The organism is Oceanobacter mangrovi, assembly GCF_019740315.1.
In the GTDB taxonomy this organism is placed as follows: domain Bacteria; phylum Pseudomonadota; class Gammaproteobacteria; order Pseudomonadales; family Oceanobacteraceae; genus Oceanobacter; species Oceanobacter mangrovi.
The window spans coordinates 621,906-640,052 of sequence record NZ_JAHXZR010000002.1; the positions used below are offsets into that span (position 1 = coordinate 621,906).

The following is an 18,147-nucleotide window of genomic DNA, read 5'->3' on the forward strand; positions in this document are numbered from 1 at the left end:
CTAGCTTGCATTTTTTGTAGAAAAACTACAAATTATGCGCCGATTTTGAGACTGGAATGCCGCCGGGACCGGCAGTGTTCCAACAGGGGCGGCAACCCTGCTCCTGTTTAACCTACGTTTTGGGCCTCCTACCAAAGCACAATCGCCACAAGCGACTGTGGGAGGGGCCAGGCGCCATAGCAATAACAGCTCAATTAGGAGTAAGAATGTCTACCAAGAATCCAACGATTATTTATACCGAGACCGATGAAGCGCCAGCATTGGCGACCTATTCCTTGCTCCCGATTGTTCAGGCTTTTGCTTCCCAGTCTGGCATCGAAATGGAAGTGCGTGACATCTCTCTGGCCGGTCGCATTCTGTCCCAATTCCCTGACTACCTGACGGAAGAACAGCGTCAGTCTGACGATCTGGCTTACTTGGGCGAGCTGGCCCAGACTCCTGAAGCCAACATCATCAAACTGCCAAACATCAGTGCTTCTGTTCCTCAGCTGGTTGCTGCAGTTAAAGAACTGCAAGCCAAGGGTTACGCTCTGCCAGATTACCCGGCTTCTGCCAACACTGCTGAAGAAAAAGAAATCCAGGCCCGTTTCGACCGCGTCAAGGGTAGTGCTGTAAACCCTGTACTGCGTGAAGGTAACTCCGACCGTCGTGCTCCAGAGTCTGTTAAAGCCTACGCTCGTGCCAACCCACACTCCATGGGTGAATGGTCTGCTGATTCCAAATCCCGTGTTGCTCACATGGAAGACGGCGACTTCTACGGCAGCGAACTGGCAGTCACTGTTGCTGACGCCAAAACCGTTCGTATCGAAATGGTTGAAGGCGATGACGTCAAGGTTCTGAAAGAACTGAAACTGCTGCCAGGTGAAGTAATCGACTCTTCCCGCATGAGCGTTGCCAAGCTGCGTGAGTTCTACGCCAAGGCCGCCCAGGAAGCCAAAGACGAAGGCGTACTGCTGTCTCTGCACCTGAAAGCTACCATGATGAAGGTTTCTGACCCAATCATGTTTGGCCACGCAGTTTCCGTATTCTTCAGCGACGTGTTTGAAAAGCACGCTGCCAAATTTGCCGAGCTGGGCGTAAACACCAAAAACGGTTTTGGTGACGTGCTGGCCAAGATCGCCACTCTGCCAGAAGCAGAACGCGCCGAAATCGAAGCGGATATCGCTGCTGAATACGCAGCTCGTGCCGACCTGGCGATGGTTAACTCCGACAAGGGCATCACCAACCTGCACGTACCAAACGACGTGATCGTTGATGCTTCCATGCCTGCCATGATTCGTTCATCTGGCAAAATGTGGAACAAGGCTGGCGAGTTGGAAGATACCATCGCGATGATTCCAGACCGTTGCTACGCTGGCGTTTACCAGCAAGCTATCGACTTCTGCAAGAAGAACGGTGCTTTCGATCCTCGCACCATGGGTACCGTACCAAACGTTGGTCTGATGGCTCAGAAGGCTGAAGAATACGGTTCACACGACAAGACTTTCGAAGCTGCCGCCGCTGGCACCATGCGCGTGGTTGATGCAGATGGCAATGTGCTGATGTCTCACGCAGTAGAAGCGGGTGATATCTGGCGTATGTGTCAGGTGAAAGATGCGCCAATCAAGGATTGGGTGAAGCTGGCCGTTAACCGCGCTCGCGCAACTGGCTGGCCAACCATCTTCTGGCTGAACCCTGAGCGTGCGCATGACGCTGAGCTGATCAAGAAAGTTAACGCCTACCTGCCAGAGTTCGACACCGCTGGTCTGGATATCCGCATTATGGCTCCGGAAGAAGCGACTCTGTTCTCCATGGAGCGTATGAAGAAAGGTGAAAACACCATTTCTGTTACCGGTAACGTGCTGCGTGACTACCTGACTGACCTGTTCCCGATTCTGGAGCTGGGCACTTCAGCCAAAATGCTGTCCATCGTTCCGCTGATGAATGGTGGTGGCCTGTTCGAAACTGGCGCTGGCGGTTCTGCACCGAAGCACGTTGAGCAGCTGCTGAGCGAAAACTACCTGCGTTGGGATTCACTGGGTGAGTTCATGGCACTGGCTGCTTCCCTGGAGCACCTGTCTGATTTCGCCAGCAACCCTAAAGCCGCAATCCTGGGCAAAACCCTGGATCAGGCAACCGCCAAATTCCTGGTTGAAAACAAGTCTCCATCACGTCGTGTTGGCGGTATTGATAACCGTGGCTCTCACTTCTACCTGGCTATGTACTGGGCAGAAGCACTGGCAGCACAGAATGACGATGCTGAACTGAAAGCAACTTTTGCTGATGTTTACAAAGCCATGTCTGACAACGAAGGCAAGATCATTGAAGAACTGCTGGCTGTTCAGGGTAAGTCCACTGACGTCGGCGGTTATTACAAGATCGACCGCACCCTGGCGGCTCAGGTGATGCGCCCAAGCGCGACCCTGAATGCCATTATTGATGGTCTGGCTGGTTAATCAGTCACCGGGCAACAAAAAAGACCGCCAAATGGCGGTCTTTTTTTATGTCTTTCAAAAAATATTCAGTCGGCTCGAAATAACACAGTTCCACTGAGCGTCATGATGATCAGTGTCATGAATGGCAGATGCCAACAAATTGTCGGCATCGTCAAAACATCAGGCTTGCTGGGAATTTTCACTTTCGCTGCTGACCGGCTCTTCGTCGAGGGCGCGAATATTGATCGCGTGAAGGCCTTTGTCACTTGGTTTGGTTTCGAATTGAACCGCCTGGCCCGCCTTCAGAGTGCGGTAGCCATCCATGATAATCGTGGAATAATGGGCGAAAAGATCCTCTTCGCTGTCATCTGCGAGGATAAATCCATAGCCTTTGGCGTTGTTGAACCATTTGACTTTCCCGGTCTTCATTGCGACACCTCCTTGTTCGTGACTGCACACATGGGGCAATGGTTGGGTGGCAATACACTAAAACTCATCGCCGCAGCCGTCAAGCGGCTAGAGTGCGGCGGCAACCCCCGGTATGATTTCCTGACACGTTAATCTTGAATACTGCTATGTACCTCACATCTGAAACTCAACTAGACTTAATCATGAGCCAACAGACAGGCGATGATTCGGATGGTGGTGTTGCTGTGCAACATGCCGATCCGCAACTGAAGCGCCCTGCCATGTACAGTGTGATCATGCTCAATGATGACTACACTCCAATGGAGTTCGTCGTCGAAGTGCTGCAGCGGTTTTTTAGCAAAAGCCCTGAACAGGCGACGCATATCATGCTGGCGGTTCATACCAAGGGAAGTGCGGTTTGCGCTATCTACACCAAAGATATTGCGGAAACCAAATCTGAATTGGTGAATCAATATGCAAGAGAGTGCCAGCACCCATTGCTGTGCGAGATAGCACCCGTGGAAGACTAGGGGGACGATTAATGCTGAACAAAGAGCTCGAGCTTACTCTTAACGAGGCGTTCAAGGATGCTCGCTCCAAACGTCATGAGTTCATGACGGTAGAGCACCTGTTGCTGGCTTTGCTGGATAACGAAGCCGCATCTGCGGTGCTGGGCGCCTGTGGTGCAGATGTGCCCCGCTTGCGCAAGGAGTTGACCGACTTTGTAGATGCCACAACTCCATTGATTCCAGAAACCGACGACGAGCGTGAAACCCAGCCAACCCTGGGCTTTCAGCGCGTTCTGCAACGAGCCGTTTTTCATGTGCAGTCATCCGGCAAGGCAGAAGTCACCGGAGCCAATGTCCTGGTCGCGATTTTCAGCGAGCAGGAAAGCCAGGCCGTTTATTTCCTCAAACAACAGAACATTGCACGTATTGATGTCGTGAATTACATCTCTCATGGCATTTCCAAAGTGGCTGGTCAGGAAGGTGATGCCGGCGCCAATCCGGCCAGCGAACAAATGGACGAAGAGGGTGAAAGCAGTGCCAGCAATGCGCTGGAAGGGTACGCCACCAACCTCAACAAACTGGCTCGAGACGGCAAGATCGATCCTCTGATCGGCCGTGATCAGGAAGTCAGTCGACTGGTACAGATTCTGTCTCGTCGCCGTAAAAACAACCCCTTGTTGGTTGGCGACTCCGGTGTTGGCAAGACCGCCATTGTCGAAGGTCTGGCCAAGCGTATAGTTGATGGCGAAGTACCAGAAGTGATCGAGAATGCTGTTGTCTATAGCCTCGACATGGGCGCCTTGCTGGCTGGCACCAAGTATCGGGGGGATTTCGAGAAGCGTCTGAAGTCCCTGCTGGCCGAGCTGAAACGTCAGCCTCATGGCATTCTGTTTATCGACGAAATCCACACTATCATTGGTGCGGGTGCAGCTTCTGGCGGCGTTATGGATGCCAGCAACCTGCTCAAGCCAATGCTGAGCTCTGGCGAAATTCGCTGTATCGGCTCAACAACTTTTACCGAATTCCGCGGCATTTTTGAAAAAGACAGTGCACTGACTCGTCGTTTCCAGAAAATTGATGTGGCTGCGCCATCGGTTGAAGATACCTACAAGATTCTCAAGGGTCTGAAGAGCAAGTTCGAAGAACACCACAACATCAAGTACACCGACAAGGCGCTCAAGGCAGCTGCCGAGCTGTCTGATCGTTACATCACTGATCGCAATCTGCCTGACAAGGCAATTGACGTGATTGATGAAGTGGGGGCCCTGCAACAGCTGCTACCGCTCAGCAAGCGCAAGAAACAGATCAATGTCGCTGAGATCGAGCAGGTCATTGCGGCGATTGCCCGCATTCCGCCTAAGAGTGTTTCTGCCGACGACAAGGAGCTACTGTTCAAGCTGGAAGACAAGCTGGGCATGGTGGTATTTGGTCAGGACGAAGCCATTCAGACGCTGTCTACAGCGATCAAGATGTCTCGTGCTGGTCTCAGCTCGCCACAGAAGCCAATCGGTTCATTCCTGTTTGCCGGTCCTACCGGTGTGGGTAAAACCGAGGTTTCACGCCAGCTGGCCAATGTTATGGGGATGGAGCTGATTCGCTTCGATATGTCCGAGTACATGGAGCGCCATACGGTTTCCCGTTTGATTGGTGCGCCTCCGGGTTATGTGGGTTATGACCAGGGTGGCTTGCTGACCGAAGCGGTGAACAAAACCCCGCACTGTGTGTTGCTGCTGGATGAGATTGAAAAGGCTCACCCGGAAGTCTTCAACATTCTGCTGCAGGTAATGGATCACGGCACCCTGACGGACAACAACGGTCGCAAGACGGATTTCCGTAACGTTATCCTGATTATGACCACCAACGCCGGTGCGGAGCGTATCAGTCGCGCCAGTATTGGTTTTGCCCAGCAGGATCACAGCCTGGATGGTGCTGAAGAACTGAAAAAATTCTTCACGCCTGAGTTCCGCAATCGTCTGGATGCGGTGGTGCAGTTTACCGCACTGGGTCGCGACACCATTCTGCACGTGGTCGACAAGTTCCTGGCGGAACTGCAAGGTCAGCTGGATGACAAGCGCGTCACTCTGCATGTGGATGACGAGGCTCGTCGCTGGTTGGCAGCCAATGGCTACGACGAAAAAATGGGCGCACGACCAATGGCTCGCCTGGTACAAGAGAAGATCAAAAAGCCGCTGGCTGAAAAGATTCTCTTTGGTGAACTGTCAGGTGGTGGTGACATCAATGTTGGGGTGGAAGATGGCGAGCTGGTTATCGCCGTACCTGAAACCCTCGCGGCTGTTTAACCGGTTCGCCGGTTAAACTTCTGCAGTCCCAAATAAAAAGGCCTCTTGCGAGGCCTTTTGAATTCTTATCTGGCGCGATAAGTGATCCGACCCTTGCTCAGGTCGTAGGGAGTTAACTCAACCTTTACCTTGTCGCCAGTCAGAATGCGGATATAGTTTTTGCGCATTTTGCCAGAGATGTGAGCTGTCACAACGTGGCCGTTTTCCAGCTTCACGCGGAACATGGTGTTCGGAAGAGTGTCGATAACTTCACCTTCCATTTCAATATGATCATCTTTCGCCATTTATCACCTGTCTAGATATTGAGCAGAGCGGGGCGCATTCTGCCTTAATTCCCGGCAATAATCAAAGTTATATACTTTTAAACTGCGTCCACTGATCATTTTTATATATTTCCAGTGGTTGATATTGCTGTTTGTACTCCATTTTTCGGCTGCCAGCGATCCAGTAGCCCAGGTAATGCCAGGGTAAACCCAGCAACTGCGCCAGCTGGGTGGTCTTCAGAATCATCAGACTGCCAGGGGATAGCTTCTCGTAAGCCGGGTCAAAAAAGCAGTAAACCGACGACAAGCCATCAAGAAACAGATCCACTACCAGGCAGGCGCGAAACTCACCATTCTCCCTGGCGACCAGAAAACGATGATTATGATGGCCTTCCACCAAAAACTCGTAAAACTGATCCTTGTTGGGCGGATACATGCTGCCATCAGCGTGGCGCTGATTAATGTAGTTGGCGTAATCGCCATACAGGCTGTCACTGGGTAGCTCGATTCCGATTTGCCAGTGGCGAGCCCCTCTCAGGATGCGACGAAAGCGCTTGCTCAGCTGAAATTGCTGCACGGGAATGCGCACCGGCTGACAGGCGTTGCAATCAGGGCAGTCCGGGCGATAAATCAGTTTGCCGCTGCGCCGAAAACCGTTCAGGTTCAATTGGGTGAGTAGCTGGACGTCGCACTTTTGGCGCGGGTCGACATACAGGCTTTGCGCCTTACGATCCGGAAAATATCCGCAATCATGGGATTGCTCCGGCTTTAACAGGGTGATTCGGGTCATAAGCCGCTAGCTCTTGTGGTCGATGCTGGTTCCGGGAAGTGGTTCAGGATGGCAGGCAAGGGTGGTCGTGCCAGCGGTGTGCGGGTTGCCCGATGCAGATGCTGTTCGAAATCCTGGCGGTTCAGTTCGATAAGGCCAAAGCGATCCAGATGATCCGTCTTCATCTGGCAGTCGATGATTTGAATGCCGTTGGCGAACATCTGACTGGCGGCAATCGCAAATGCCTGTTTTGAGGCACCTGCTGCCAGTGAAAACATCGACTCACCAAAATAGGCTGAGCCAATCCGGATGCCATAAAATCCGCCAATCAGCTCACCACTTGGAGACCAGCATTCGACACTGAGGGCGAATCCGGCTTTGGCCATGCGATTGTATTGCTCAAGCATTTCCGCCTCAATCCAGGTGCCACCCGCCATGTCGTGGGTTTTGGCACAGGAGCTGATCACGCGTTTGAAAGCCTGATTGGCGGTAAAGCGGTAAGGGGTTTTGCGCAATTCCTTGCGAATGGTACGTGGAATGCGAAATGATTCCGCTAGAATCACCGCCCGCGGCGCTGGCGTCCACCACAGGCGCAAGCCATCGCTTGGCCAGGGGAAGATCCCCTGGCGATAGGAAGTATGCAACCATACAGGTGTTAGCCCACCGCCAACCGCCAGTAATCCATCCGGCTCATTGAGTGCCCGGGAGGTCGCCGGAAAGTGTGGGGAGCTTCGCTCATCAAGCCAGTCAATCATTCGCTATCCGTGATAAACTCAAGTCTTCGTATATTGTCGCATAGTATTGATTTGCAAAAGGATACACCGCCGATGAAGGAATCTCCTGATTCGTCATCAGAGAAAATGCCGATGGGCTGGAGCCGCAAGCAGGATGCCTGGTTTGTTGTCCTGACTCTGGTGTGCCTGTTGCTGTTCATGGCGCTGGGTAGTTATTCACCATCTGATGATGGCTGGTCAAGCTTTGCTGGTCGCAGTTCAGGCAATGCGGCAGGTTTGGTCGGTGCTACCATCGCTGATCTGCTGTTTCATGGGCTCGGCTATCTGGCTTTTGCTGTGCCTGCGCTGGTGTTGGCGAAATTGGCGTTAATGTTCAGAAAACGCAGTCGTAGCGGCTATGGCGTCTGGGCATTACGTACGCTCGGGCTGGTATTAACGGTGTCTTCTTTGTGCAGTCTGGCTCATATCAGCATCTGGCCCGGGCAAGAGTTGCCACTGGGAGCTGGCGGCCTGGTCGGCATGTCTGAATTCAAGGCCTTGCTGCCCCTGTTTGGTTTTCCCGGCAGCGTGGTCGTTCTGCTGGGCATGCTGGCACTTGGCTTGATGCTGTTTCTCGAATTTTCCTGGTTATTGCTGTTTGAAAGAATCGGCACGATTGTCATTCGGCTGTTTGAGCGTCGCAAATCGGCAGCTGATGAACAGCGCTATGAACAGCATGACGAGGAGCTGCAAAAGGAAGAGCTGCAAAAGGAAAAACGACAACAGGACAACATTCCCGTTATTGTCGAGAGTCTTGAAGCAGATTTTGCGGAACCAGACGTCGAACAACCTCGTCTCGGCTTGCTGGCCAGACTGAAAGGAATGGGAAGGCGCCACAAACAAGAACCAGAAGATGATGATGGTGAGGATCCAGCAGACACGGGTGACAGCCTGGCGATTTTGTACGACCGTCAGGAACCAACGCTGGATCTTTCAGCGCCAATTGCAGGCGGCCATTTTTCGACAGCCGACACAGCCCGGGATACGGTAACTGACATCCCGGAGGTCACTTCTGAGCCAGCCCCGCTTGTGATTCAGCCACCGGCCAAAGCGGCCGTCAGGGCCTCGACTCCGGAATCAGCAGGTCGTGCCGCGAATATCCGCCAGCCTGTGCCTGCCGCAACCACACTGGCTGACGATGATGATACCGATGATGAAATCCCCTGGCTGGTTGACGAAGAGGATTCTGCGCCGGTAGCGGCACCTGAATCCGCAGCCCGATCAGACCAGTTCAAAAAAGAACTTGCCCAGCAGCTGGCTTCTGTCGCAGCGCCTGCGTCAACTCCTGCAGCTCCCAAAAGTGCAGCAGTAACGCCAGCACCCGCAGAAATTCCAATCACGCCACTGGAAAAACGTGATTCTGGTGTCAGTGAGCGCGCCCGGCAGGATTTACAGGGCAATTTGTTCAAGGAAAAAACGCCACTGCCGTCTATCGCCGTGCTGGACCCGCCACGGGAGGGCCAGAAAAGTGGTTTCTCACCAGAGCGACTGCAGGAAATGTCGAAGCTGTTGGTGCAGAAACTGGCTGACTTTGGCGTCAAGATTGAAGTAGTGGCGGTAGCTCCTGGCCCGGTGATCACCCGTTTTGAAATTCAGCCTGCACCGGGCGTGAAGGCCAGCAAAATCACCAACCTGGCGAAAGATCTGGCGCGCTCGATGGCGATGATCAGTGTGCGGGTAGTGGAAGTGATTCCGGGCAAGTCGGTGATGGGCATCGAGGTGCCGAATGAAAACCGGGCGGTAGTGTCTTTCTCGGAAGTGCTGGCCTCCAATGAATACGACAAGTCGAAATCGCCGCTAACCCTGGCCCTCGGCCATGATATTGGTGGCAATTCGGTAGTGGCAGATCTGGCCAAAATGCCGCACTTGCTGGTTGCCGGTACTACCGGCTCCGGTAAGTCTGTTGGTATCAATGCCATGATCCTCAGCATGCTGTTCAAGGCCGGGCCTGAAGAGCTGCGGATGATCATGGTCGACCCGAAGATGCTTGAACTGTCGGTGTATGAAGGGATTCCGCACCTGTTGACGCCCGTAATTACCGACATGAAGGAAGCCGCCAACGGTTTGCGCTGGTCGGTCGCCGAGATGGAGCGTCGCTATCAGCTGATGGCCTCCGTTGGCGTTCGTAACCTGGCGGGTTACAACAAGAAGGTGAAAGACGCTATCGAAGCCGGCACGCCGATGATTGATCCGTTGTGGGATATCACACTGTCCTACGACACCACGCCCCGCACGCTGGAACCACTGCCGTACATTGTGATTGTGATCGATGAATTTGCCGACATGATGATGATGGTTGGCAAAAAAGTTGAAGAGCTGATTGCGCGTATCGCCCAGAAAGCCCGGGCCGCCGGTATACATATGATTCTGGCGACTCAGCGCCCATCCGTTGATGTGATCACCGGTCTGATCAAGGCCAACGTACCCACCCGTATCGCATTCCAGGTGTCATCGCGCATCGACTCTCGTACGATCCTGGACCAGGGCGGTGCCGAACAGTTGCTGGGTCATGGTGACATGCTGTTTATGCCGCCGGGGCTGGCCTTGCCAGAACGGGTTCATGGTGCTTTTGTTGATGACGACGAAGTGCATCGTGTGGTCGCTGAATGGAAACTTCGTGGTGAACCGGATTACATCGAAGAAATCACCCAGACCGCCGAAGAGCGAGCTGGCGGAGAGGGTGGCGCTGTCAGTGGTGGTGACGAACAGGATGAGCTGTTTGATCAGGCTGTGGCCTTTGTGACCGAAACCGGCAAATGCTCGACCTCTTCCGTACAACGTAAATTGCGCATTGGTTATAACCGTGCTGCGCGCCTGGTGGAATCGATGGAAGCCGCTGGCGTGGTTTCACCGCCAGCTCACAACGGCAGCCGTGAGGTTCTGGCGCCACCGCCACCGGAAATGCCCTGAGTCTTTTCGGAACCCGCTTGTTTATTCACGATCAATCAGAAAAACGGAACAGGAAATTGCCAAATATGTTAGCTGGCAGCAAACGCTTTTTGATGTCCTTTATGTTGTTAGTGGCCAGTGTTGCCAGCCTGGCGGCAGAGCCAAAATCCGCTCTGGATGGATTCGTTGAGCGTCTTGGTGGCACCACTACGTTGACGGCTGATTTCAGCCAGACAGTAACGGATGCACAGGGGCAACAATTGCAGGCGGTCACGGGTCATCTGGCGCTTGCCACACCGGGAAAGCTGCGCTGGGAAACCGCACCACCATTTCAGCAACTGGTGGTGTCTGACGGCGAAGTGTTGTGGGTATTTGACGAAGATCTGGAACAGGTCACCATTCGCAATCTGGAGATGAAAGTACAGGAAACCCCGGCGTTATTGCTGAGTGGCAAAGCGGATGAAGTTGCCAGCAACTTTGATGTTGAGCGTTTCTCTCGCAATGGCCTGATGGTTTATCGCCTGACCCCAAAAGATCACAGCCAGCTGTTTACCGCGCTGGAGTTTGGCTACAACGGCAATGATTTGCAGGAAATGCGAATCATGGACGCGACCGGCCAGCTGACGCTGATCAAACTGAATAACGTTGAGCGCAACGTCAAACTGGACCGCATGGCGTTTGTGTTTGACGTACCGGAAGGTGCTGACGTGATTGATGCGCGGACCGAATTCTGATGAATTCAGACTTGTTCGGCGAACTTGGCCAGACTCAGGCCAATAGCTCCAGATCCGGTGGCTATGAGCCGCTGGCATCACGCATGCGCCCGACCACGCTGGATCAATATATTGGTCAGCAGCATGTGGTCGGCCCCGGCACGCCGCTACGCCAATCGCTCGAAGCCGGGCAGCTGCATTCGCTGATCTTCTGGGGTCCACCGGGCGTTGGCAAAACCACACTGTCGAAGCTGATTGCCAACTATATCGACGCTCGCTTCGTCACCCTGAGTGCGGTCATGGCGGGCATCAAGGATATTCGTGAAGCGGTTGAGCAAGCGCGGCAGTATCGCACCATGGGCAAACGCACCGTATTGTTTATCGACGAAGTGCATCGGTTCAATAAATCCCAGCAAGATGCCTTTCTGCCTCACGTTGAAGATGGCACGGTGATTTTTATCGGTGCGACTACCGAAAACCCGTCGTTTGAACTCAACAACGCTCTGCTGTCGCGGGCGCGGGTTTATGTGTTGAAAAGCCTTGCCGAAGACGACTTGCGGACCATCTTGCAGCAGGCCGAGCAGCGCTTGCTGCAGGATGGCGACATTCAGTATCCGGCGGTTGAAGGTGCGCTGGAGCGGATTGCCTTGCTGGCGGACGGCGACGCCCGCCGGGCGCTGAATCAGCTGGAATACGCAGTGCAGCTGGCAGCCGGTCAGCCGCTTGACCTGGAAGCGGTTAACACCATTGCCGGAACGGCCGCCCGGCGTTTCGACAAGGGCGGCGAAGCCTTTTACGACCAGATCTCGGCGCTGCACAAATCCGTACGCGGCTCGGCGCCGGATGCGGCACTGTACTGGCTGGCACGGATGATCGACGGCGGCTGCGATCCGCTCTATATCGCCCGTCGCATTGTCGCCATGGCCAGTGAAGACGTTGGCAATGCTGATCCACGCGCCTTGCCTTTGTGTCTGGCGGCCTGGGATGCCATTGAGCGACTGGGCCAGCCGGAAGGTGAGTTATGTCTGGCCCAGGCCGTTGCCTACATAGCTTCAGCACCGAAGAGCAACAAGGTTTATTCGGCTTACAAGCAAGCATTGGCTCTGGTGGCTTCACAGCCCAGTTATGAGGTGCCATTGCACTTGCGCAATGCGCCCACCAAATTGATGAAAGAGCTCGACTATGGCACTGAGTATCGTTACGCCCATGATGAGCCCGAAGCCTTTGCCGCCGGCGAGAACTACTTTCCGCCGGAGCTGAAAGGTCTGAAATTGTATTATCCGTCGGATCGCGGCCTAGAAGGCAAGATCAGTCAGAAGCTGGCCTATCTTGAGGGTCTCAATCGGGCCTCCGAACGCCAGCGTTATCCGCAACAGCCCAATACACCAGCCGATAAAGGGGAGTACTGATGGCAATAATCTGGATTGGTATTGGCGGTGCCCTGGGTGCAATCATGCGCTATCTGACCGCCAGCACTGTGTTCCGCATGATGGGGCAGGCGTTCCCTTATGGAACGCTGAGTGTGAACCTGATAGGCTCCTTCGTCATCGGTATTGCATATGTCGTCCTGGTCCAGCAGCAATGGGGTAGCGAGCATTACAAGCAGCTCGCCATGGTTGGATTTCTGGGCGCATTCACTACCTTTTCTACCTTCTCACTGGAAAGCATTGCCTTGATGCAGCAGGAACGCTGGGTCGCCTTTGGCACTTATGTACTGGTCAGTGTGTTGGGATGTTTTGCGGCTACCGGATTGGGGATGGCACTGGCCAACGCCCTTAGCCGTAGCCAGGGTTGATATCCATTTTCACTTTTTGTTTTTAGCCTTAACCAGGTACCCGGATCGTAATTCCATGCTTGATATCAAATATATTCGCGACAATCTTGAAGACGTAACTGCAGCACTGGCCAAAAAAGGTTTCCAGTTCGACTCCGCTGCATTCATGGAAATGGACGAGCGCCGCAAGTCGGCTATTGGCAACGCCCAATCGCTGCAGGCTGAAAAGAAAAAGGCTTCCAAACAAATCGGTGCCTTGATCGGCCAGGGCATGTCGCCAGACGAAGCCAAGGCACAGGTGATGGGCGGTATCGACTCTGATATCACGCTGGCCGAAGCAGCCATGAAAGACGCTGAAGCGGCATTGCGCGACTTCCTGATGGCGGTACCCAACCTGCCTAACGCTGAAGTACCTGAAGGTGCCAACGAAGACGACAACGTTGAAGTGCTGGTCTGGGGTGAACCCGGCAAGTTCGATTTTGAGGTCAAGGATCACGTTGATCTGGGCGAGCCGCTGGGGCTGAGCTTTGAAGCAGGCACTTCACTGGCAGGCACCCGATTTGCGGTAATGTCTGGCAAGATCGCCCGGCTGCATCGCGCCCTTGCGCAGTTCATGTTGAACACCCACATTGACGAGCACGGCTACGAAGAAACCTATGTGCCTTACATGGTGAACCGTGAAGCCCTGCAGGGTACTGGGCAGCTGCCGAAGTTTGAGGAAGATCTGTTCAAGATTCCGCAGGCTCAGGGCGACAAGGATTTCTATCTGATTCCGACCGCTGAAGTGCCGGTAACCAACCTGATGCGCGATGCCGTTTACGATGGTGAACTGCCAATCCGTCGTGTTGCTCATACGCCATGTTTCCGCTCTGAAGCTGGCAGCTACGGTCGTGACACCCGCGGTATGATTCGCCAGCATCAGTTCGACAAGGTTGAACTGGTTCACTTTGTCCAGGCCGACAAGTCTGTTGCAGCTCTGGAAGAGCTGACTGGCCACGCTGAAATCATTCTGCAGAAGCTGGGTCTGCCATACCGCAAGGTGGTTCTGTGTGGCGGTGATCTGGGCTTCTCTGCTTCCAAAACCTACGATCTGGAAGTGTGGCTGCCAGCCCAGGACAAGTACCGCGAAATCTCTTCCTGTTCCAACATGACTGACTACCAGGCCCGTCGCATGCAAGCGCGCTGGCGTAACCCGGAAACCGGCAAACCTGAGCTGCTGCATACCCTGAATGGCTCCGGCCTGGCGGTAGGTCGCACACTGGTTGCGATTCTGGAAAACTACCAGCAAGCGGATGGTTCTGTGGTGGTTCCTGACGTTCTGCGTCCTTACATGGGCGGTATTGAGGTGCTGCAAGCATGATGACATTGCCACTGGTTCTGAAAGGCAACATAAGACCCTTTTATATAATCGGTGGCGGTGAAGTCGCCAGTCGCAAGGTTCACACCCTGGTGCAAGCCGGAGCCGAGGTGCGTTTGATCGCGCCTCAGGCCGGTGTCGATATCGCCCGACTGGAGCAACGCGGTGCAATTCAGGTTGACGTGCGTGAAGCAACGGCAACCGAGCAGTTTGAGCCGGGTTCCTTTGTGGTGCTGGCAACCGACCAGCCAGAGCTGAATGAAGCGCTGGCGGTGTCAGCGCGGCAGCAAGGCTGTTTTGTCTGTCGCGTTGACGATAACGAAGACAATGATTTTATTTTTCCAGCCGTGATCGACCGGTCGCCGGTAATGGTTGCCATCTCCAGTCGAGGGGCATCACCAGCACTGACCCGCCACCTGAAGCAGCGTCTGGAAGCTTATCTGCCGCAAGAAATTCGTCAGCTCGGTGAGTTGGTTGAAGAACTGCGCAGCGAAGTCAAAAAGCGTCTGGAAGCTCCGTTGCGAGCAGCTTTCTGGCGCAAGTTTATGCGCAGCAATGTGCCGGAACTGATTCTGGCGCGTCAGCCGGAGCGGGCGCTGCAATTATCTGAACGGCTATTGGCAGGCAAAGACCACAGTAGCGGCGAAGTGTATCTGGTTGGTGCTGGTCCGGGTGACCCGGATTTGCTGACCTTTCGGGCGTTACGACTGATCCAGTCTGCTGATGTGGTGTTCTACGACCGCTTGGTCGGGCCCGGAATCATGGCACTGATTGCTGAAGATGCAGAGCGCATTTATGTCGGCAAGGCCATGAGTGATCATGCGGTGCCGCAGGAAGAGATCAATCAGCGACTGGCCGACGAAGCCAAAAAAGGCAAACGCGTGCTGCGCCTGAAAGGTGGCGACCCGTTTATCTTTGGTCGTGGTGGTGAAGAAATTGAATTGCTGGCCCAGTACGGCGTGCCATTTCAGGTGGTACCAGGCATTACCGCCGCCAGTGGTTGCGCCGCTTATGCCGGTATCCCGTTAACTCACCGGGATCACGCCCAGAGCGTGCGGTTTGTTACTGGCCATCTGCGCAACAACACCTGCAACCTGCCCTGGTCTGAATTGATTCATCCGAATCAAACCCTGGTGATTTACATGGGACTGAGCGGTATTACCGAAATCTGCAGCCAGCTGATCGCCCATGGAATGGATGCCAGCACACCGATTGCACTGGTCGAGAAAGGCACCTTGCCAGATCAGAAGGTGCATACAGGCACATTGGCAACCATGCCGGAATTAATCGAAGGACGTACCATTCAGGCGCCAACACTGACGATTATTGGCTCAGTAGTCAGTCTGCATGGAAAGCTGGCCTGGCGGCCAGAACTGGACTCCTGATCGCAAGGATAGGAATTTGAACCCCAGGGTCCCGGCGTGCCGGGACTGGGGGTTACGATAAACGCCTCGAAGCACAGAAAATGCGTAGGGTCCCGGCATGCCGGGACTTTTTAGGCAGGCTGTTACAGCAGACCTTTATCGCGCTCCGCCCAGGCCTTGCGACATTCTTCAATAATCGCCTGTAACTGCTCTGGCTGTTTGCGGATCGCAACCAGCGCCAGTGCTGCAGTATTTACGATCGCTTCCTCAGCATACTGACTGCCCAACTCGCCACGCCATTGCTGGAGCAGCAGATGGGTGTCGATTTCATTTTTGGGTTTGTCGTCGTAATGACTGTGCAGATTCGGAATAACCAGCTCACCGGATTCACCATTGAGATGATAACGGGCCACGCAAGCCCGTTCAGGGTTTACTTCGAATTCACCGCCTTCACCCTTGATTACCAGCATGTCGTTGCCGTTGATATGGGCAGCGCCGGTATGGGTTTCAGAGTAGTTGGGGTGGAAGATTCCCTGTACGGATGGCGTATCTGCTGGCGCAATGGTTTTCAGCAAGGTGTTAATCGGTGAGCGCACGCCCAGAATCGCTTTCAGCGATAACCAGCGCTGAAACACCGGATTGATTTCACTGCAGGGCAGGTAGGCCAGCGATGGCGCATCCGCCAGTTGCTGCAGGCTGGTTAGCTGGGGCAGCCCCAGCTGCTCGAATACTTCATGCAGATAAATCCGGCCTTCGGTATGAGCGGTGCTGCCGTGGAACAGGATGCGATAACCCATCTGATTCAACAGCATGGCTGACAACAAGCACCAGAATGGCTGGCGCCGCTTGCCGGCATAGCTTGGCCAGGCCAGGTCGAATTTCTGTTCGGCGTCAACCTCGGGCCAGATGTCATTGATCGCAGCGGCAAAGCCCGCTAGTTCTTCCGGCGTCTCTTCCTTGACGCGCAACAGCATCAGGATGGCACCCAGCTGTTCAGGTTCAAAACGACCAGCAACCAGTTCGCCCATGGTGTATTTGGCTTCATCAAACGTCATGCTGCGGCTGGCGTTTTTGCCACGGGCCAGGATACGGACGTATTCCGCCAGTGCGTGTTTTTCCTTAATCGGGCTGGTATTGCTCACAGACAGTTCTCCGGTCTGGGTAGGCCAGCAATCTTGGCGGCGATTTTGGCCGGACTGCCGGGAAATAATTGCAACAGGTAAATGCTTGATGCCTTGTCTGGGCCAAGCTGGGCCTTCAGATATTTGCTCAGCGGTCGCATGGCCGGAGACAAATCGAACTCCTGATAGAACGCGCGCAGCTGATTGAGGACCTCCCAATGAGCCTCAGTCAGGCTGATGCTTTCCGCCTCTGCCAGCTGTTCAGCCACTTGAGGTGACCAGTCTGCCAGATTGACCAGAAAGCCGTCTTTATCCAATGGCGGCATAGTGTCAGAAGTCATGATTCAGTCGATCCAGGACAAGGTTTTGTTGTGCGACAGGGTGAGTTCCACCCATTCAACATCGGAAAGCAGCTGTACACCCTCAGCAGCGGGTTGGCCGTTAACTTCGGCGTCTTTGCTGCGCATGAATAGCGGCAGTTCCGGCAAGGCCAGCCGCCATACCGAAGCCAGCAAGCAGCTTTTGCCCAGTAACACCAAAGCGTCAGATGTATCCGCGACGTCGGCTAGCTGACCAATCAACAAGGGGTTGCAGGACTGAATTAAATGCAGCGTCATCAGAACCTCAGGCAATGATCGTGTTGCTGGATTAACTGGCTGATTGCCGATGAATCAATCAGTCGGGCGAGGGCGGACAGGCTCGTGGCAGCCAGACCCAATTGGTCAAGTGACTGCTGGCAGGCATAAATATTCTCACAGTCGTACATTGGCAGCGCCTTGATCAATCGTGCCGGACTTTTGCCTCCTGTCTGGCGCGCTTGCAGGTCATTCACCAGCCACAGCAAGCCTGCGCCGGTAAACAGCAAACCGACCTGTTGGTCGAAGGCTGCCAGCGCCATGGCCAGCTCCAGCGCTTCAGGCTCAGGGGAGGGTGGCTGGCTGACAATAACCAGAGTTGATTTATCACTCATATCAGAACTCCACCAGACGATCGCTTTGGCTGGTTGCCATTGCCATTTCGCCCAGTCCAGTCAACTCAAACCCTGCCAGAATAGTCGGCCCATCAAGCTGATAACGATTGCTTTCCTGCTCATTCGCCATGCCGCGGCGAATGGCATTGGCAATACATAACTGCAACGGAAATCCGCCTTCGCTCGCCAGCTGTTGCCAGGCGACACCGATGGATTGCTGCCCCTGGGGCGGCTGAATGCGGTTGTTGGCAACCAGCACCGCGTCCTGATAGAAAAACACCCGATCAATAGCGTGGCCCGCTTCAAGAACCGCAGTCACAAACTCCTGCGCCAGCAAGTGCGATTCGCCAATAAAGGGGGAGCGGGTAAGTAAAATTGAAAAACTGGCCATAAGCCCGTACATCGACAAAATAAAACCGCATGATCTGATTTTCAGCGCCTGGCTGCAAGGCAGGGCAAGCTTCACATGAATCGCTGAAATTGCACAAAAAACACTCTAACTGATTGATTTTAAAAAAAGTGT

General features: G+C 54.1%; 18 protein-coding genes. 10 read left to right on the plus strand and 8 right to left on the minus strand.

The annotated features are described in order from the left end of the window. The first annotated feature begins 206 nt into the window (after positions 1 to 206). The 4 genes from K6123_RS06665 (at position 207) to clpA (ending at position 5,631) form a co-directional block, all read left to right on the plus strand. Positions 207 to 2,435 (plus strand): NADP-dependent isocitrate dehydrogenase, encoded by a 2,229-nt coding sequence (locus K6123_RS06665; RefSeq protein WP_221795472.1) that lies wholly within the window; start codon positions 207 to 209, stop codon positions 2,433 to 2,435. A 102-nt stretch (positions 2,436 to 2,537) separates the two neighbouring features. After that, on the plus strand, positions 2,538 to 2,975 hold the full coding sequence (locus tag K6123_RS23500) for a hypothetical protein (RefSeq protein WP_425517701.1): 438 nt from the start codon (positions 2,538 to 2,540) through the stop codon (positions 2,973 to 2,975). 50 nt (positions 2,976 to 3,025) lie between these two features. Next, positions 3,026 to 3,352 (plus strand): ATP-dependent Clp protease adapter ClpS, encoded by a 327-nt coding sequence (clpS, locus tag K6123_RS06675; protein ID WP_246624646.1) that lies wholly within the window; start codon positions 3,026 to 3,028, stop codon positions 3,350 to 3,352. 11 nt (positions 3,353 to 3,363) lie between these two features. Continuing rightward, complete coding sequence (gene clpA / locus K6123_RS06680; protein WP_221795480.1) at positions 3,364 to 5,631, plus strand: ATP-dependent Clp protease ATP-binding subunit ClpA; 2,268 nt, start codon at positions 3,364 to 3,366, stop codon at positions 5,629 to 5,631. Between the two features lie 65 nt (positions 5,632 to 5,696). On the opposite strand, the gene infA is transcribed toward clpA, so the two are convergent. The 3 genes from infA to aat form a co-directional block, all read right to left on the minus strand. Continuing rightward, on the minus strand, positions 5,697 to 5,915 hold the full coding sequence (gene infA, locus K6123_RS06685) for a translation initiation factor IF-1 (protein ID WP_028292799.1): 219 nt from the start codon (positions 5,913 to 5,915) through the stop codon (positions 5,697 to 5,699). 67 nt (positions 5,916 to 5,982) lie between these two features. Further along, the gene (locus tag K6123_RS06690; protein ID WP_221795483.1) at positions 5,983 to 6,684 is read right to left on the minus strand and encodes an arginyltransferase; all 702 of its coding nucleotides are present in this window, start codon (positions 6,682 to 6,684) and stop codon (positions 5,983 to 5,985) included. After that, a complete protein-coding gene (gene aat, locus K6123_RS06695; protein WP_221795486.1) occupies positions 6,681 to 7,418 on the minus strand; it encodes a leucyl/phenylalanyl-tRNA--protein transferase in 738 nt (245 codons plus the stop codon). The genes K6123_RS06690 and aat overlap by 4 nt, the downstream gene beginning before the upstream one ends. 72 nt (positions 7,419 to 7,490) lie before the next feature. Here aat and K6123_RS23360 point away from each other — a divergent pair, with 72 nt between their 5' ends. The 6 genes from K6123_RS23360 (at position 7,491) to cysG (ending at position 15,554) form a co-directional block, all read left to right on the plus strand. Beyond that, positions 7,491 to 10,346, plus strand: a complete 2,856-nt coding sequence (locus K6123_RS23360; RefSeq protein WP_221795489.1) for a DNA translocase FtsK — start codon at positions 7,491 to 7,493, stop codon at positions 10,344 to 10,346. 65 nt (positions 10,347 to 10,411) lie between these two features. Then, a complete protein-coding gene (gene lolA / locus K6123_RS06705) occupies positions 10,412 to 11,059 on the plus strand; it encodes an outer membrane lipoprotein periplasmic chaperone LolA (protein ID WP_221795492.1) in 648 nt (215 codons plus the stop codon). Continuing rightward, positions 11,059 to 12,447 (plus strand): replication-associated recombination protein A, encoded by a 1,389-nt coding sequence (locus K6123_RS06710; RefSeq protein ID WP_221795495.1) that lies wholly within the window; start codon positions 11,059 to 11,061, stop codon positions 12,445 to 12,447. Before lolA ends, K6123_RS06710 begins: the two co-directional genes overlap by 1 nt. Further along, a complete protein-coding gene (gene crcB, locus K6123_RS06715; RefSeq protein ID WP_221795499.1) occupies positions 12,447 to 12,833 on the plus strand; it encodes a fluoride efflux transporter CrcB in 387 nt (128 codons plus the stop codon). The genes K6123_RS06710 and crcB overlap by 1 nt, the downstream gene beginning before the upstream one ends. Before the next feature lie 55 nt (positions 12,834 to 12,888). Continuing rightward, positions 12,889 to 14,172, plus strand: coding sequence for a serine--tRNA ligase (gene serS, locus K6123_RS06720; protein ID WP_221795502.1), 1,284 nt, complete (start codon positions 12,889 to 12,891; stop codon positions 14,170 to 14,172). Continuing rightward, complete coding sequence (gene cysG / locus K6123_RS06725; RefSeq protein ID WP_221795507.1) at positions 14,169 to 15,554, plus strand: siroheme synthase CysG; 1,386 nt, start codon at positions 14,169 to 14,171, stop codon at positions 15,552 to 15,554. The genes serS and cysG overlap by 4 nt, the downstream gene beginning before the upstream one ends. Before the next feature lie 122 nt (positions 15,555 to 15,676). Here the strand turns inward: cysG and K6123_RS06730 are convergent, their stop codons facing one another. Genes K6123_RS06730 through tusD form a run of 5 tightly spaced genes read right to left on the minus strand, consistent with a single transcriptional unit; the run spans position 15,677 to position 18,015 of the window. Then, entirely contained in the window at positions 15,677 to 16,675 is a 999-nt protein-coding gene (locus K6123_RS06730; RefSeq protein ID WP_221795510.1) for a glycosyl transferase family protein, read from the minus strand. After that, on the minus strand, positions 16,672 to 16,995 hold the full coding sequence (locus tag K6123_RS06735; RefSeq protein ID WP_221795512.1) for a TusE/DsrC/DsvC family sulfur relay protein: 324 nt from the start codon (positions 16,993 to 16,995) through the stop codon (positions 16,672 to 16,674). The genes K6123_RS06730 and K6123_RS06735 overlap by 4 nt, the downstream gene beginning before the upstream one ends. Before the next feature lie 3 nt (positions 16,996 to 16,998). Next, positions 16,999 to 17,271: a hypothetical protein gene (locus K6123_RS06740; RefSeq protein WP_221795515.1), complete on the minus strand. Its 273-nt coding sequence runs from the start codon at positions 17,269 to 17,271 to the stop codon at positions 16,999 to 17,001. Next, positions 17,271 to 17,624, minus strand: a complete 354-nt coding sequence (locus K6123_RS06745) for a DsrE family protein (RefSeq protein ID WP_221795517.1) — start codon at positions 17,622 to 17,624, stop codon at positions 17,271 to 17,273. The genes K6123_RS06740 and K6123_RS06745 overlap by 1 nt, the downstream gene beginning before the upstream one ends. Position 17,625: 1 nt before the next feature. After that, complete coding sequence (gene tusD, locus K6123_RS06750; protein ID WP_221795520.1) at positions 17,626 to 18,015, minus strand: sulfurtransferase complex subunit TusD; 390 nt, start codon at positions 18,013 to 18,015, stop codon at positions 17,626 to 17,628. Between the last annotated feature and the right edge of the window lie 132 nt (positions 18,016 to 18,147).

Bases quoted from the DNA above. Each gene is read 5' to 3' on its own strand.
- serS (WP_221795502.1), top strand. From the start codon at position 12,889: ATGCTTGATATCAAATATATTCGCGACAATCTTGAAGACGTAACTGCA.
- cysG (WP_221795507.1), top strand. From the start codon at position 14,169: ATGATGACATTGCCACTGGTTCTGAAAGGCAACATAAGACCCTTTTAT.
- aat (WP_221795486.1), bottom strand. From the start codon at position 7,418: ATGATTGACTGGCTTGATGAGCGAAGCTCCCCACACTTTCCGGCGACC.
- K6123_RS06735 (WP_221795512.1), bottom strand. From the start codon at position 16,995: ATGACTTCTGACACTATGCCGCCATTGGATAAAGACGGCTTTCTGGTC.
- infA (WP_028292799.1), bottom strand. From the start codon at position 5,915: ATGGCGAAAGATGATCATATTGAAATGGAAGGTGAAGTTATCGACACT.
- K6123_RS23500 (WP_425517701.1), top strand. From the start codon at position 2,538: ATGATGATCAGTGTCATGAATGGCAGATGCCAACAAATTGTCGGCATC.
- crcB (WP_221795499.1), top strand. From the start codon at position 12,447: ATGGCAATAATCTGGATTGGTATTGGCGGTGCCCTGGGTGCAATCATG.
- tusD (WP_221795520.1), bottom strand. From the start codon at position 18,015: ATGGCCAGTTTTTCAATTTTACTTACCCGCTCCCCCTTTATTGGCGAA.
- K6123_RS06745 (WP_221795517.1), bottom strand. From the start codon at position 17,624: ATGAGTGATAAATCAACTCTGGTTATTGTCAGCCAGCCACCCTCCCCT.
- clpS (WP_246624646.1), top strand. From the start codon at position 3,026: ATGAGCCAACAGACAGGCGATGATTCGGATGGTGGTGTTGCTGTGCAA.
- K6123_RS06690 (WP_221795483.1), bottom strand. From the start codon at position 6,684: ATGACCCGAATCACCCTGTTAAAGCCGGAGCAATCCCATGATTGCGGA.
- lolA (WP_221795492.1), top strand. From the start codon at position 10,412: ATGTTAGCTGGCAGCAAACGCTTTTTGATGTCCTTTATGTTGTTAGTG.
- K6123_RS06665 (WP_221795472.1), top strand. From the start codon at position 207: ATGTCTACCAAGAATCCAACGATTATTTATACCGAGACCGATGAAGCG.
- K6123_RS23360 (WP_221795489.1), top strand. From the start codon at position 7,491: ATGAAGGAATCTCCTGATTCGTCATCAGAGAAAATGCCGATGGGCTGG.
- K6123_RS06740 (WP_221795515.1), bottom strand. From the start codon at position 17,271: ATGACGCTGCATTTAATTCAGTCCTGCAACCCCTTGTTGATTGGTCAG.
- K6123_RS06710 (WP_221795495.1), top strand. From the start codon at position 11,059: ATGAATTCAGACTTGTTCGGCGAACTTGGCCAGACTCAGGCCAATAGC.
- clpA (WP_221795480.1), top strand. From the start codon at position 3,364: ATGCTGAACAAAGAGCTCGAGCTTACTCTTAACGAGGCGTTCAAGGAT.